Here is a 13,625-nt window from a genome sequence, read left to right on the forward strand (position 1 = left end):
CATAACAGGCTGTTAGATAACAAAAAATGGTGCTATAGGATTCAGACCGCCCGTACGTTGATAGGTTCCCCGGCCATTTTCTTCTTCAGGGTACGCTTGGTACGGTCGATCACTTCACCCGCCAGTTGCCCGCAGGCGGCGTCGATATCGTCACCACGGGTTTTACGAACAATAGTCGTAAAGCCGTATTCCATCAACACCTTGGAGAAACGATCCACCCGGCTGTTGGAGCTGCGGCCGTAGGGGGCGCCCGGGAACGGGTTCCACGGGATCAGGTTGATCTTGCACGGCGTGTCTTTCAGCACTTCCGCCAGCTGATGCGCATCGTCGGTGCTGTCGTTGATATGATCCAGCATCACGTACTCGACGGTCACGCGGCCCTGATTGGCGTTGGATTTTTCCAGATAGCGACGCACCGCGGACAGGAAGGTCTCGATGTTGTACTTGCGGTTGATCGGCACGATCTCATCGCGGATGGTGTCGTTCGGCGCGTGCAGCGAGATCGCCAGCGCCACGTCGATCATATCGCCCAGCTTGTCCAGCGCCGGCACCACGCCGGAGGTAGACAGGGTCACGCGGCGTTTGGACAGGCCAAAGCCGAAGTCGTCCAGCATGATTTCCATCGCCGGCACCACGTTGTTCAGGTTGAGCAGCGGCTCGCCCATGCCCATCATCACCACGTTGGTGATCGGGCGTTGGCCGGTCACCTTCAGCGCGCCGATGATCTTCGCCGCGCGCCACACCTGGCCGATGATTTCCGACACGCGCAGGTTGCGGTTGAAGCCCTGCTGCGCCGTCGAACAGAATTTACACTCCAGCGCGCAGCCTACCTGCGAGGAGACGCACAGCGTCGCGCGGTCGGCTTCCGGGATGTACACGGTTTCGACCTGCTGATCGCCGACTTTAATCGCCCACTTGATGGTGCCGTCGGCCGAACGCTGTTCTTCCGCCACTTCCGGCGCGCGGATTTCCGCCACGCGCTGCAGCTTGCCGCGCAGGACTTTGTTGATGTCGGTCATCTGCTCGAAATCGTCGCAGCAGTAGTGGTAAATCCACTTCATCACCTGATCGGCGCGGAACGGTTTCTCGCCCATTTCGGCGAAGAACTCGCGCATTTGCTGGCGGTTCAGGTCCAGCAGGTTGATTTTGGCCGCAGCCGGTTGCTCCACGTTAACGGAGGGGGTAGTCAGCGAATTATTTTCAGACACGGTGTGCTCGGACGTGATGGGTTCTAACATAATGATCTCTGGCCTCGTTATTACACGTTATGGCGCTAAAGAATGGACAGTAAGTTGTGCATTTCAGCCCGCATGATTCGGGTGGCGGCACTAAAAACACGCCCCTGACAAGTCGTCTTATCAGGGGCGCGGCATTGTACAAATTTTAGTAGCGGGTGGCTACGGCTGAAAGGCATTCAGGGCATTTTTATTGTTTCAGCCGGTGAATGCCTGGTTATCAGCCAAGAAACGGCACGATTAACGTGCGCAGATTTCGCTTTCGTTGAAGAAGTAAGCGATTTCGCGCTGTGCAGATTCAACGGAGTCGGAACCGTGCACGGCGTTAGCGGTGAAGCTGTCCGCGTAGTCGGCACGCAGGGTACCGGCCAGCGCGTTGTCCGGGTTGGTTGCGCCCATGATGTCGCGGTTGCGCTGCACGGCGTTTTCAGATTCCAGAACCTGCACCATGATTGGGCCGGAGGTCATGAACTCAACCAGACCGTCGAAGAATGGGCGGCCTTTGTGCTCAGCGTAGAAGCCTTCAGCTTGTTCGCGAGTCAGACGCAGCATTTTAGCGGCGATGATTTTGAAACCGGCGCGCTCGAAACGCGCATAGATAGCGCCGATGTCGTTGTTGGCTACAGCGTTTGGTTTAACGATGGAAAAGGTACGTTCTACGGTCATGATGGCCTCTGTATGACTTCCAAAACAGGCCGGTCTGCAATGTTGCCGGCCTTCTCAAGTGGCGCAGATTATATGTGCGCCGTTAACGCTTGCCTACGGGAAAATCAACATTTCATTAAAAAAATATGATCTTCATGGGCCATTTTCGACAACGTGACGGCGCTACTGGGTCTTGTCGGTAGACGGGATCAAATTGCGCAGCCAGCTGCCCCAGCGGCGCTGATAAAACGGCTGCGTATGGGAGATCAGATAGTGGCTGATGCCGCGCTCTTTCTCCGACACCAGACAGAAATCCACTGGTTCGTCGTTCGGCGCCGTTTCGCTGGCGACGCTGCCGGCCTCGTTGATCAACGCCTCGATCTCCGCCGACTCGGCGTCCACTTCCAGCCCGATCAGCAAATTCGGCTTCTCGTCCGCCGCCTGGTCGTGCATCAGCGCCAGAAACGCGCGGCGCACCGGCTTGCGCTGGCTGAACAGCGTGGTCAACGCGTCCACCATCGCCGACGGATACTCTTCGGGCTGCCCCAGCAGGATTTGGGTCTCTTTGTCGACGTAATGCTCCACCGGTTTGACAATGCCGCCGGTCGCCAGCAGCATCGCCACCTCTTCCGGATAGAACTCCTTGCCGTATTCCGCCTTCGGGTTGAGGAACAGATCAGCGCCCTGGGTGATTTCGAACAGCACCCGCGCCGGCATAGCGATAAACGGCTGTTCGTCCTCAACGGCCTTCTGCAATGCCTCCAGCGAGGTGAAGAACGGAATGATGCTGCCGCCGTCCTGCTTCTCCCAATGCTGGATATTGACCGGCGTATCCGCGTTCAGCGCGATGTCGCCGCCCTGCTGCACCTGCTCGCTGTCGCCGAGGATCAGCACCGTGGCGTCGAGCAATTCACGGAAGAACGCCGGGCGGTGGGCCGGCTCCGTCACCGCCAGCTTCAGCAGGCGTTCAAGTTCGTTCTCGCTCGGGGCGGCATCGTGATGATGGGCACTCATGGCAAACTCCAGGGATCAAATAGCGAGGCCCAGCATGCTGGGCCCCGAAGATAATGCGCATTCTAGCGCCCGACGTAGCGGGCGTTCAATTATTTGGCTTTGCTCAGCAGCAGATTGGCCAGGGTACGCACGCCCAAACCGGTCGCGCCGGCCGACCACTGCTCCACCGCGCCTTTGCGGTAGGTGGCGGAACAGTCGATGTGCAGCCAGCCTTGCTGGTAATTCTTGACGAAGTGCGACAGGAAGGCCGCCGCGGTGCTGGCGCCGGCGGTGTAGGCCGGGCCGGCCACGTTGTTCAACTCAGCGAAGTTGGACGGCAGCTGGCTGCGGTGGAACTCGGCCAGCGGCAGACGCCAGAACGGCTCTTGCTCGGCGGCGGCGCTGCTCAGCAGCTCCTGCGCCAGCGCGTCGTCGAAGCTGAACAGCGCATGGTAATCGTTGCCGACCGCAGTTTTGGCCGCGCCGGTCAGGGTGGCGCAGTCGATAATCAGCTGCGGGTTCTGCTCAGAAGCGTCGATCAGGCCGTCGGCCAGCACCAGGCGCCCTTCCGCATCGGTGTTCATCACCTCAACGGTTTTGCCGTTGCGGTAGCGAATGATGTCGCCCAGTTTGAAAGCGTTGCCGCTGACCATGTTGTCGGCGCAGCACAGGTACAGCTTCACGCGCTGCTTCAGGCCGCGCGCCGCCGCCAACGCCAGGGCGCCGGTGATGGTGGCCGCGCCGCCCATGTCAGCCTTCATCGAATCCATAAAGGCGCTCTGTTTCAGGCTATAACCGCCGGTATCGAAGGTGATGCCCTTGCCGACCAGGCAGGCGAACACCGGCGCGTCCGGGTTACCGGTCGGGTTGAAGTCGAGCGCCAGCAGCACCGGTGGGCGCTCGGAGCCGCGGCCGACGGTGTGGATGCCGGCATAGTTCTGCTCGCGCAGATCTTCGCCCTTGGTGATGCGGTAGCTGACGGCATCACAGCCGACGTCGCACATCAGATCAACGGCGCGGGTCGCCAGCTGCTCCGGCCCCAGCTCTTCCGCCGGCATATTGATGGTGTCGCGCACCCAGTCTACGATCTTCAGGCGCTTATCCAGCTCCTGACGCGCGGCTTCCGGCAGCTCGGCCCATTCGACGTTGCGCTGCCCTTTCGGCCCGCGGTAGCCCTGCCAAAACGCCCAGCTGTTTTCCAAGTCCCAACCGTCGCCGGCCAGCTTGACGTTTTTGATGCCCTGACCGTCAATTTTGCGGCCCGCGCGCTGGATCGCGCCCAGCTTGTCGGCGCCGGTCAGGTGGATGGTCATCCCTTCGCCGTTGGTGCTGAGCAGCGCTTTTTCGCCCCAACGGGCATCGGCAGGTTGTTGCGACAGCGTGACCTGCATGAATTCTGTTGTCATAGCCTTCTTACTCCGGATTATTCTTTTATTAATCTTGTCGGATACAAAATAAACGGGCCGCCCATGGCAGCCCGTTACGCTATTTACTCCGCTTCATCTAACCAGACCAGCAGGATCGCTTCCAGTATTTTTTCGTTGGAAGCCTGCGGATCGTCGTCGAACTCTTCCAGATCGCAGATCCACTGATGCATGTCGGTAAAACGCACGGTTTTCGGATCGGTGTCCGGGTATTGGTCGTACAGGGCTTCGCCGATTTCTCGGCTGTCGGTCCACTTCAGTCCCATTATGATCTCCGGGTTGGCGCTGCGGCTAACAATTAATGCTCACGCGCGTGGTTGACGGTGTAGCGCGGCATTTCGACCACCAGATCTTCGTCGGCGACCAGCGCCTGGCAGCTCAGACGGCTTTCCGGCTCCAGCCCCCACGCTTTGTCCAGCATGTCGTCTTCCAGCTCACTGCTCTCTTCCAGCGAATCGAAGCCTTCACGTACGATGCAGTGGCAGGTGGTGCAGGCGCAGGATTTCTCGCAGGCGTGCTCGATTTCAATGCCGTTGCGCAGCGCAACGTTGAGGATCGACTCCCCTTTTTCGGCTTCCAGAACCGCCCCTTCCGGGCAAAGATCTTGATGGGGCAGGAAAACAATTTTAGGCATGGTTAAACCTCATCCACAGAATGGCCAGCCAGCGCGCGGCGAATGGAAGCGTCCATGCGGCGCGCGGCAAAATCTTGCGTTTGTGCATCTAATGTTTTGATGGCGTCTTCGATAGCGGCGGGATCTTCCCCCTGCACCGCCTGCTGCAACGCCTGGGTCGCGGCGGCGATCGCCTGGCTTTCCGTCTCGCTCAGCAGCGCGGCGTCGGTGGCCAGCGCGCCCTGCAGGCTTTCCAGCACCCGCGCGGCTTCCACGCGTTGCTCCGCCAGCTTGCGCGCGCCCACGTCGCTTTGCGCGTTGGCCATCGAATCCTTGATCATGCCGGCGATTTCGCTGTCCGACAGGCCGTACGACGGCTTGACCTGGATCGACGCTTCAACGCCGGTGGATTTCTCCATTGCGGTGACGCTCAGCAGACCGTCGGCATCCACCTGGAAGGTAACGCGAATGTGCGCCCCCCCGGCAGGCAGCGGCGGCAGGCCGCGCAGCGTGAAGCGCGCCAGCGAACGGCAATCCTGCACCAGCTCACGCTCGCCCTGCAGCACGTGGATCATCATCGCGCTCTGGCCGTCTTTGAAGGTGGTGAACTCCTGCGCGCGCGCCACCGGAATGGTGGTGTTGCGCGGGATCACTTTCTCCACCAGGCCGCCCATGGTTTCGAGGCCCAGCGACAGCGGGATCACGTCCAGCAGCAGCATGTCGCTGTCCGGCTTGTTGCCCACCAGGATGTCGGCCTGGATCGCGGCGCCGATGGCGACCACTTTATCCGGATCGATCGACGTCAGCGGCGTGCGGCCGAAGAAGGCCCCCACCTGCTCACGCACCAGCGGCACGCGGGTGGAACCGCCGACCATCACCGCTTCCAGCACCTCGTCGGCGGCGACGCCGGCGTCTTTCAGCGCGCGGCGGCAGGCCATCAGCGTACGTTTCACCAGCGGAGCGATCAGCGCTTCGAACTGGGCGCGGGTCACCTCGCCCTGCCAGCCGGCCACCTCGACGCGCACGCTGTCGGCATCGCTCAACGCGATTTTGGCGGCGATGGCGGCGTCCAGCAGCTGGCGCTGCACGCCGTGGTCGCTGCGATCGGCCACGCCGGCCTGCTCGCGCAGCCAGTCGGCCAGCAGGTGATCGAAGTCGTCGCCGCCCAGCGCGGAATCGCCGCCGGTGGCCAGCACTTCGAACACGCCGCGGCTGAGGCGCAGAATGGAGATATCAAAGGTGCCGCCGCCCAGATCGTAAACCGCGATCACCCCTTCCTGGCCGGAATCCAGCCCGTAGGCGATCGCCGCCGCGGTCGGTTCATTCAGCAGGCGCAGGACGTGCAGGCCGGCCAGACGCGCCGCGTCTTTGGTGCCCTGGCGCTGCGCGTCGTCGAAGTAGGCGGGAACGGTGATCACCACGCCATCCAGCTCGCCTTCCAGCGCCGCTTGCGCGCGCGCGGACAGGGCCCGCAGGATATCGGCGGAGACGCCGACCGGGTTAACCGGGCCGGCGGCGGTGACGATCAGCGGCAGGCCGTTGTCGCTGGCCTGGAATTGATAAGGCAAGTTCGGGTAACGTTGCTGCACGTCCGCCAACGAGCGGCCCATCATGCGTTTGATGGAGCTGACGGTATTGGCCGGATCCTGCGCCGCCTGTTGGCGCGCCTCCCAGCCGACGCGCTGCGCGTCCGCCTGATAATGCACCACCGAAGGCAGCAAATGGCGGCCCTGTTCGTCGGCCAGCGTTTCCGCTTGCCCACTGCGCACCGTGGCGACCAGCGAGTTGGTGGTGCCTAAGTCGATGCCGGCGGCCAGACGTCGCTGGTGCGGCGCGGCGCTGAGGCCAGGCTCACTAATTTGTAATAAGGCCATGTTGAAGCTTCCACAATCAGAATCAGAAGGTGTTACTCAAAACCCAGCAGTTTTTCTTCGAGTTGTTCAACCTGTTGCTGGAGTTTGTCCAAAAAGCGCAGCTTGCGCACGGTGTCGGCGGCGTCCGCCCACTGTTCACTGTCCAACTGCTGCAGCATCAGCGCGCTGCGCTGTTTGATGGAGACGGCCAGCCGCGCGCCGAAATCGGCCAGCAGGCGCTCCGCCTCCGGCTTGCGCTCAATGGCGTCGAGCTCTTCGCGCAGCTCCAGCTGTTCCATCAGGAACGCGGTGTCGCGCATCGTATGCTGTTCGTTGCCCAGATCGAAGCCGTGCAAAGATAGCATATACTCCGCGCGTTTTAACGGGTGCTTCAGCGCCTGGTAGGCTTCGTTGATGGTCGCCGCCTGCTGCAACGCCATCAGGCGTTCGCGCTCCGGCTGGTTGGCGAAACGATCGGGGTGGAATTGGCGCTGCAGATCCTGGAAGCGGGACGCAAGCAGGCTGCCGTCCACGGTGTAGCGAACTGGCAGCCCGAATAAAGTAAAGTAATCCATAGCGTGCTCTGGGCGTTAGCGGATGAAGTTCCCCCGCCGAAACGGGGGAGCACGATGGACTGTCAGACGTTGAAACTCTCGCCGCAGCCGCATTCGCTTGAGACGTTCGGGTTGTTGAACTTGAAGCCTTCGTTCAGGCCTTCCTTAACGAAATCAAGCTCGGTGCCGTCAAGGTAGACCAGGCTCTTGCCGTCGATGATCACCTTGATGCCTTTGTCTTCAAACACGATGTCGTCATCGTTGGCTTCGTCAACAAATTCCAGCACGTACGCCATCCCGGAGCAGCCGGAAGTTCGCACTCCCAGACGCAGGCCGAGACCTTTGCCGCGGTTCGTCAAAAACGCCTGAACACGCTGCGCAGCGCTGTCGCTCATGGTAATAGACATCACAACCTCACACTTCACATCAAAGCCCGGCGCAGCCGGGCCGACTCAGACAAATTACTTGGCGCTATGCTTGCTCTTATAGTCGGCAATCGCTGCTTTGATGGCGTCTTCAGCCAGGATCGAGCAGTGAATTTTGACCGGCGGCAATTCCAGCTCTTCGGCGATCTGGGTGTTTTTGATCGCTTCAGCCTGATCGAGCGACTTGCCTTTCATCCATTCGGTCACCAGCGAGCTGGAGGCGATGGCGGAACCGCAGCCGTAAGTTTTAAAGCGCGCGTCTTCGATGATGCCTTCATCGTTAACCTTGATCTGCAGCTTCATCACGTCGCCGCAGGCCGGCGCCCCTACCATGCCGCTGCCGACGGTAGGATCTTCGTTGTCGAAAGAACCCACGTTGCGCGGGTTTTCATAATGATCGATTACTTTTTCGCTGTAAGCCATGACCTTGCTCCTGAAACCTGAGAATTAATGATGCGCCCATTCGATGCTGTTGATGTCCACGCCCTGCTTGAACATCTCCCACAGTGGGGACAGATCGCGCAGACGGCCGATGGATTTACGCACCAGTTGAATGGTGTAGTCGATCTCTTCTTCCGTGGTGAAACGCCCCAGAGAGAAACGGATCGAGCTGTGCGCCAATTCATCGCTCATGCCCAGCGCGCGCAGCACGTAGGACGGCTCGAGGCTGGCGGAGGTACAGGCTGAACCGGAGGAAACGGCCAGGTCTTTCAGCGCCATGATCAGCGACTCGCCTTCAACGTAGTTGAAGCTGACGTTCAGGATGTTCGGTGCACCGTGCTCCAGATCGCCGTTCAGATACACTTCTTCCATATCTTTCACGCCGTTCCACAGACGATCGCGCAGGGTGCGCAGACGCGCCATCTCTTCGGTCATCTCTTCTTTGGCAATGCGGTAAGCTTCGCCCATGCCGACGATCTGGTGGACAGGCAGGGTGCCGGAACGCATGCCGCGCTCGTGACCGCCGCCGTGTACCTGCGCTTCGATGCGGATGCGCGGCTTGCGGCGCACGTACAGCGCGCCGATGCCTTTCGGGCCATAGATTTTGTGGCCGGAGAACGACATCAGGTCGACTTTCAGCTTGCTCAGATCGATAGGCAGTTTGCCCACGCTCTGGGTGGCGTCAACGTGGTAGATGATACCGCGCGCGCGGCACATTTCGCCGATCGCTTCGATATCCTGCACCACGCCGATTTCGTTATTGACGTGCATGATGGAGACCAGAATGGTGTCATCGCGCATCGCCGCTTCGAGATCCTGCAGGCTGATGATGCCGTTGCTCTGCGGCGCCAGGTAGGTCACTTCAAACCCTTCGCGCTCCAGCTGACGGCAGGTGTCCAGCACGGCTTTGTGTTCGGTTTTGCTGGTGATGATGTGCTTGCCTTTTTTCTGGTAGAAATTGGCAGCGCCTTTGATCGCCAGGTTGTCGGATTCGGTCGCCCCGGAGGTGAAGACGATTTCGCGTGGGTCGGCGCCCACCAGTTCGGCGATTTGGTTACGGGCGATGTCTACCGCCTCTTCCGCCTGCCAACCGAAACGGTGGGAACGGGAAGCCGGGTTGCCAAAAGTGCCGTCCAGGGTCAAAAACTGCATCATCTTCTCAGCAACGCGCGGGTCGACCGGCGTCGTTGCTGAGTAATCCAGATAAATCGGTAATTTCATTGCTCTTGTGCTCCGTACATCACTTCCAAAAACTAAAAAAATTTCGCCAGCTGCTTATGCGCGCAGATTAACGTTGATAGTTTCTTGCGGACGACCGTTGGCCGTGCGGCGCGTATCGTTGTTTTGACGATCCGCCACCACCAGCACTTCCTGGTTATTGACCAGTTCTGCCAGCGTAATGTTGTTCAGGAACCCGCTGATGCGCTCGCTCAGATCGCGCCACAGGGCGTGGGTCAAGCAGCGATCGCCGCCCTGACAGCCTTCTTTGCCCTGGCAACGGGTTGCATCTACCGATTCATCGACGGCAGTGATGACAGCGCCAACGGCGATCTCACCCGCGTCTTTACCCAGCAGATAACCACCGCCCGGACCACGCACGCTGGCCACCAGGCCGTTCTTGCGCAGACGGGAGAATAATTGTTCCAGATAAGAGAGCGAAATACCCTGGCGTTCGGAAATGTCCGCCAGTGGTACCGGCCCTTCCTGGGAATGCAGCGCTACGTCAAGCATAGCGGTTACGGCATAACGGCCTTTGGATGTCAGTCTCATAGCTCAATGGTTACCTGTTGGTCAAATATGGCCGAAAGTCTGACATTCCTGAGTAAAACAGTCAACTATTTAACCTAGTAATTGACTCAAGTATTAGCACGTTTTGAACTTAGCAAGAACAAAGGTATATAAAATACATGTTATAACCTTTGGATAACTAATACTATTGTCGCCCACCGTTATGCCACATCAATTAATTACCTTGATGTTTATCCTGTTTCTCGATCGACGTCAGCATGCCGCGCAGGATATTCAGTTCCTGCCCTTCCGGGCGCGCACGGGTGAACAGCCGACGCAGGCGGCTCATCACCTGCCCCGGATGGGACGGGCGAATAAAGCCGGTGCGCTGCAGCGTCTGCTCCAGGTGCTGATAGAAACGCTCGAGGTCGTCCACCAGCGGATACGGCGTCTCTTCCAGCTGCGGCGCGCCCGCCTGTTGGCGATCGAGGTAAGCCACGCGCACTTCGTACGCCAGGATCTGCACCGCCATCGCCAGGTTCAGCGAGCTGTAGTCCGGGTTGGCCGGAATGGCGACGTGGTAGTGGCACTTCTGCAGTTCATCGTTGGTCAGCCCGACGCGTTCGCGGCCGAACACCAGCGCCACCGGCGCGTGTTCGCCTTCGTGTACCGCGCGCACGCCGCATTCACGCGGCTCCAGCATCGGCCACGGCAAGGTGCGAGAACGTGCGCTGGTGCCCACCACCAGGCTACAGCCGGCAATGGCGTCATCGAGGGTGTCGACGATAGTGGCGTTGCCGATCACGTCGCTGGCACCGGCGGCCAGGGCGATGGCCTGAGAATCGGGTTTGATCAGCGGATTAACCAGATAAAGGTTGGTTAAACCCATGGTTTTCATGGCTCTGGCGGTCGAGCCCATGTTGCCGGTATGTGAAGTCTCTACCAGAACAATGCGGATATTGTGCAGCATACAAACTCTGAGCGTGGCGGAAAATCGCAGCATCTTAACACAGCCATAGGCAATTTGCCGAACAGCTGCTATACTTCGCGCCGTTTCCTGTTCTTTAACATCCTAGTTGGAAGATACCCATGCATCCGATGCTGACTATCGCCGTGCGCGCTGCGCGCAAGGCCGGTAACCTGATTGCCAAAAACTACGAAACCCCGGACGCTGTAGAAGCGAGCCAGAAAGGGACCAATGACTTCGTCACCAACGTCGATCGCGATGCAGAGCATCTGATCATCGACGTCATCCGCAAGTCTTATCCGCAACACAGTATCGTGAGCGAAGAACGCGGTGAGCTGATCGGCGAAGATCGCGATGTGCAATGGGTGATCGATCCACTGGATGGCACTGCAAACTTCATCAAACGTTTCCCTCATTTCTCCGTTTCCATCGCCGTACGCATCAAAGGCCGTACTGAAGTGGCCGTGGTTTACGATCCGATGCGCAACGAACTGTTCACCGCCACTCGCGGCCAGGGCGCACAGCTCAACGGTTACCGCCTGCGCGGCACCAACGCCAAAGATCTGGATGGCACCATCCTGGCGACCGGCTTCCCGTTCAAGGTCAAGCAGCACGCAACGCCTTACATCAACATCGTCGGCAAACTGTTCACCCAGTGTGCAGACTTCCGCCGCACCGGTTCCGCCGCGCTGGATCTGGCCTATGTGGCCGCCGGCCGCGTAGACGGGTTCTTCGAAATCGGCCTGAAGCCGTGGGATTTCGCCGCGGGCGAACTGCTGGTGCGTGAAGCCGGCGGCCTGGTGACCGACTTCGTCGGTGGCCACAACCACTTCAGCTCCGGCAACGTGGTTGCAGGCAACCCGCGCGTAGTGAAAGCCATGCTGGCCACCATGCGTGAAGAACTGAGCGAAGCGCTGAAGCGTTAATCGCCAGAAGCGAATCGAAAAAAAAGCGCTGCCGATGCAGCGCTTTTTTTATGCCCGTTAGCGGGAGAAGGGCCGGATGCCGCCGCCGAATTCCGGCTGCGCGCTGACGTACAGCAACAGCCCCGCAGCCAACAGGATCAGGCCGCCGGCCAGCGCCAATGCCCCCCAGGCCACCGCGCTCCAGGCGGCGGGCGCGCGCGAACGGCTGAGACGCACCGCCAGCCGGCGGCTGTAATGCACCAGCAGCGCCAGCATCGAGATGGTCAACGAAGTGCCGAACGCCATCGCCAGCGCGGAGATCACTCCCCAGCCGAACACGCCGATCACCTTGGAGAACAGCAGCACCAAAATCGCCCCCGAACAGGGGCGCATGCCCATCGCCAGCACGATGGCGGCCTGAGTGCGCCAGTCGCTTCCCGCCTGCAGCTCGCTGTCGCTCGGCAAATGCCGGTGGCCGCAGCCGCAGTGGGCGCTGTGCACATGATCCGCCGCCAGCGGCGTCAGGCTATTGATGCGCAGCGCCGGCGCCGGACGCATCGCCTTGATCGCCGCAAACAGGCGTTTCAGCGCGCGCCAACTCAGCAGCACGCCAAGCAGCATCACCAGAATAAAGCTGCCCTTCTCTAGCCAGAAGCTGCTTTGGTGCAGCTGGCGCGAAGAGAGCTGCAATACCACCAGCATCAGCGTGACCAGCGCGATCGCTACCCCGCCCTGCACCAGCGAGGCGGCGAAGGTCAGCTTCAGGCTGCTTTTCAGCCGCGCCGGATGGGTAGCCAGGTAGGTGGCGATCACCACTTTGCCGTGGCCGGGGCCGAGCGCATGCAAGACGCCATAACCGAGGCTGAACAGCATCAGCGCCAGCCCGGCCTGCTGCGGCGCGGCCTTCACCTGCTGCAACAGCCCCGCCATCTGCTGGTGCAGCGCTTTTTGCCATACCACGCTCTGCATCAGCAACTGCGGCCAATAGTGCCACGCCAGCAGCGCGGCGGCCGCCAACGCCAGCGTGAACGGCAGCAGCGGCCACAGGCCGAAGGCCCAGTGGCGTCGGCTCGTCGTCGGAGGTGAGAAATTTAACGACATTGCAGCGTCACCCGCTGGGCGAACTGCTGCCCCAGCGCCAAGTCTTCACCGGGCGAGTCGTTCTTGTCGAGCGACAGCGCATAGGCCTGCAGCGACGCATTCGGCTTCGGCGTCATCAGCTTATAGCTACACAGCTGCGCCATCTCCGGCGGCAGATGCAGCGCATTTTGGTCTTTATAGGTCATATCCACGAAATAAGTCGGATCGTAAGTAGAAAGTTCGAACGGCTTGCCCGCCAGCGGCTGTGGCTCGGCCAACGGCAGCACGAACTCCAGCACCGCCTGATTGCCCTGGCGCGACAGGTGATATTCGCTGGGCAAGTTCAGGTATTTCACCGGCTTGCCGTCGCGGTAAAGATCGGTGAAATAGTGCTGCCCCAGCACGTTGGCCATCACTTCCGCCGCCAGCTTTTTCCACACTTCCGAATCGCTCTTGGCGTTTTTCGCATCGTAGAGCAGATCCGCCGAGGTGATTTCATCCATCACCCACACCATTTTCAGGCCGACCAGCCGCTGGTCTTTGGCGACGAAGGTGGTATTCATGTCGATAAAGCTGTGCGGATGCGCGATCGCACCGGCGCTGAACACGGCGCCGAAGGCAGCCAAAAGACGACGTAACTTCATCATTATCCTGTCTTACCTGCATTTGTTATAACGTAACACAAATAAATACCGAACGGCCCGCCTCTCCCGGCGATATTTGTGACGAAAGTTGTAAGCCGAAGTAAAAGCCGCGCGGTAA

At 60.0% G+C, this 13,625-nt stretch carries 16 protein-coding genes; 1 reads left to right on the forward strand and 15 read right to left on the reverse strand.

The window, feature by feature from the left end; translation table 11 throughout:
* Positions 1-41: 41 nt before the first annotated feature.
* The 13 genes from WCL58_RS20505 to trmJ all read right to left on the reverse strand — a co-directional run bounded on the left by WCL58_RS20505 (position 42) and on the right by trmJ (position 10,881).
* Positions 42-1,238: a bifunctional tRNA (adenosine(37)-C2)-methyltransferase TrmG/ribosomal RNA large subunit methyltransferase RlmN gene (locus WCL58_RS20505; protein ID WP_004941426.1), complete on the reverse strand. Its 1,197-nt coding sequence runs from the start codon at positions 1,236-1,238 to the stop codon at positions 42-44.
* A 237-nt stretch (positions 1,239-1,475) separates the two neighbouring features.
* Complete coding sequence (ndk, locus tag WCL58_RS20510) at positions 1,476-1,901, reverse strand: nucleoside-diphosphate kinase (protein ID WP_004941424.1); 426 nt, start codon at positions 1,899-1,901, stop codon at positions 1,476-1,478.
* A 162-nt stretch (positions 1,902-2,063) separates the two neighbouring features.
* Positions 2,064-2,894: an enhanced serine sensitivity protein SseB gene (gene sseB, locus WCL58_RS20515; protein ID WP_180547598.1), complete on the reverse strand. Its 831-nt coding sequence runs from the start codon at positions 2,892-2,894 to the stop codon at positions 2,064-2,066.
* An 89-nt stretch (positions 2,895-2,983) separates the two neighbouring features.
* Positions 2,984-4,279: an aminopeptidase PepB gene (gene pepB / locus WCL58_RS20520; protein ID WP_033635597.1), complete on the reverse strand. Its 1,296-nt coding sequence runs from the start codon at positions 4,277-4,279 to the stop codon at positions 2,984-2,986.
* Between the two features lie 83 nt (positions 4,280-4,362).
* Positions 4,363-4,563: a Fe-S cluster assembly protein IscX gene (iscX, locus tag WCL58_RS20525; RefSeq protein ID WP_006327336.1), complete on the reverse strand. Its 201-nt coding sequence runs from the start codon at positions 4,561-4,563 to the stop codon at positions 4,363-4,365.
* A gap of 32 nt (positions 4,564-4,595) precedes the next feature.
* On the reverse strand, positions 4,596-4,931 hold the full coding sequence (gene fdx / locus WCL58_RS20530) for an ISC system 2Fe-2S type ferredoxin (RefSeq protein WP_004941417.1): 336 nt from the start codon (positions 4,929-4,931) through the stop codon (positions 4,596-4,598).
* Between the two features lie 2 nt (positions 4,932-4,933).
* Positions 4,934-6,784, reverse strand: coding sequence for a Fe-S protein assembly chaperone HscA (gene hscA, locus WCL58_RS20535; RefSeq protein WP_060424938.1), 1,851 nt, complete (start codon positions 6,782-6,784; stop codon positions 4,934-4,936).
* A gap of 32 nt (positions 6,785-6,816) precedes the next feature.
* Entirely contained in the window at positions 6,817-7,338 is a 522-nt protein-coding gene (gene hscB, locus WCL58_RS20540) for a co-chaperone HscB (protein WP_197796546.1), read from the reverse strand.
* Positions 7,339-7,400: 62 nt separating this feature from the next.
* The gene (gene iscA / locus WCL58_RS20545) at positions 7,401-7,724 is read right to left on the reverse strand and encodes an iron-sulfur cluster assembly protein IscA (RefSeq protein WP_004941410.1); all 324 of its coding nucleotides are present in this window, start codon (positions 7,722-7,724) and stop codon (positions 7,401-7,403) included.
* 54 nt (positions 7,725-7,778) lie between these two features.
* Complete coding sequence (gene iscU, locus WCL58_RS20550) at positions 7,779-8,165, reverse strand: Fe-S cluster assembly scaffold IscU (protein ID WP_004941408.1); 387 nt, start codon at positions 8,163-8,165, stop codon at positions 7,779-7,781.
* Positions 8,166-8,189: 24 nt separating this feature from the next.
* Positions 8,190-9,404, reverse strand: a complete 1,215-nt coding sequence (gene iscS / locus WCL58_RS20555; protein WP_015378780.1) for a cysteine desulfurase — start codon at positions 9,402-9,404, stop codon at positions 8,190-8,192.
* 54 nt (positions 9,405-9,458) lie between these two features.
* A complete protein-coding gene (gene iscR, locus WCL58_RS20560) occupies positions 9,459-9,953 on the reverse strand; it encodes a Fe-S cluster assembly transcriptional regulator IscR (RefSeq protein ID WP_004941404.1) in 495 nt (164 codons plus the stop codon).
* Between the two features lie 193 nt (positions 9,954-10,146).
* A complete protein-coding gene (gene trmJ / locus WCL58_RS20565) occupies positions 10,147-10,881 on the reverse strand; it encodes a tRNA (cytosine(32)/uridine(32)-2'-O)-methyltransferase TrmJ (protein WP_025303916.1) in 735 nt (244 codons plus the stop codon).
* Between the two features lie 119 nt (positions 10,882-11,000).
* Here trmJ and suhB point away from each other — a divergent pair, with 119 nt between their 5' ends.
* Positions 11,001-11,804 (forward strand): inositol-1-monophosphatase, encoded by an 804-nt coding sequence (suhB, locus tag WCL58_RS20570; RefSeq protein ID WP_004941400.1) that lies wholly within the window; start codon positions 11,001-11,003, stop codon positions 11,802-11,804.
* 57 nt (positions 11,805-11,861) lie between these two features.
* Here suhB and WCL58_RS20575 read toward each other — a convergent pair whose 3' ends face one another.
* Both WCL58_RS20575 and WCL58_RS20580 read right to left on the reverse strand, forming a co-directional pair.
* Positions 11,862-12,884, reverse strand: a complete 1,023-nt coding sequence (locus WCL58_RS20575; RefSeq protein ID WP_049200710.1) for a nickel/cobalt transporter — start codon at positions 12,882-12,884, stop codon at positions 11,862-11,864.
* A complete protein-coding gene (locus tag WCL58_RS20580; protein ID WP_033651572.1) occupies positions 12,875-13,510 on the reverse strand; it encodes a DUF1007 family protein in 636 nt (211 codons plus the stop codon). The genes WCL58_RS20575 and WCL58_RS20580 overlap by 10 nt, the downstream gene beginning before the upstream one ends.
* Positions 13,511-13,625: the final 115 nt, after the last annotated feature.

This window comes from Serratia sp. TMDUHS_CL, from assembly GCF_037137105.1.
Classification (GTDB): Bacteria; Pseudomonadota; Gammaproteobacteria; order Enterobacterales; family Enterobacteriaceae; genus Serratia; species Serratia nevei.

Bases quoted from the DNA above. Each gene is read 5' to 3' on its own strand.
- WCL58_RS20505 (WP_004941426.1), bottom strand. From the start codon at position 1,238: ATGTTAGAACCCATCACGTCCGAGCACACCGTGTCTGAAAATAATTCG.
- ndk (WP_004941424.1), bottom strand. From the start codon at position 1,901: ATGACCGTAGAACGTACCTTTTCCATCGTTAAACCAAACGCTGTAGCC.
- sseB (WP_180547598.1), bottom strand. From the start codon at position 2,894: ATGAGTGCCCATCATCACGATGCCGCCCCGAGCGAGAACGAACTTGAA.
- pepB (WP_033635597.1), bottom strand. From the start codon at position 4,279: ATGACAACAGAATTCATGCAGGTCACGCTGTCGCAACAACCTGCCGAT.
- iscX (WP_006327336.1), bottom strand. From the start codon at position 4,563: ATGGGACTGAAGTGGACCGACAGCCGAGAAATCGGCGAAGCCCTGTAC.
- fdx (WP_004941417.1), bottom strand. From the start codon at position 4,931: ATGCCTAAAATTGTTTTCCTGCCCCATCAAGATCTTTGCCCGGAAGGG.
- hscA (WP_060424938.1), bottom strand. From the start codon at position 6,784: ATGGCCTTATTACAAATTAGTGAGCCTGGCCTCAGCGCCGCGCCGCAC.
- hscB (WP_197796546.1), bottom strand. From the start codon at position 7,338: ATGGATTACTTTACTTTATTCGGGCTGCCAGTTCGCTACACCGTGGAC.
- iscA (WP_004941410.1), bottom strand. From the start codon at position 7,724: ATGTCTATTACCATGAGCGACAGCGCTGCGCAGCGTGTTCAGGCGTTT.
- iscU (WP_004941408.1), bottom strand. From the start codon at position 8,165: ATGGCTTACAGCGAAAAAGTAATCGATCATTATGAAAACCCGCGCAAC.
- iscS (WP_015378780.1), bottom strand. From the start codon at position 9,404: ATGAAATTACCGATTTATCTGGATTACTCAGCAACGACGCCGGTCGAC.
- iscR (WP_004941404.1), bottom strand. From the start codon at position 9,953: ATGAGACTGACATCCAAAGGCCGTTATGCCGTAACCGCTATGCTTGAC.
- trmJ (WP_025303916.1), bottom strand. From the start codon at position 10,881: ATGCTGCACAATATCCGCATTGTTCTGGTAGAGACTTCACATACCGGC.
- suhB (WP_004941400.1), top strand. From the start codon at position 11,001: ATGCATCCGATGCTGACTATCGCCGTGCGCGCTGCGCGCAAGGCCGGT.
- WCL58_RS20575 (WP_049200710.1), bottom strand. From the start codon at position 12,884: ATGTCGTTAAATTTCTCACCTCCGACGACGAGCCGACGCCACTGGGCC.
- WCL58_RS20580 (WP_033651572.1), bottom strand. From the start codon at position 13,510: ATGATGAAGTTACGTCGTCTTTTGGCTGCCTTCGGCGCCGTGTTCAGC.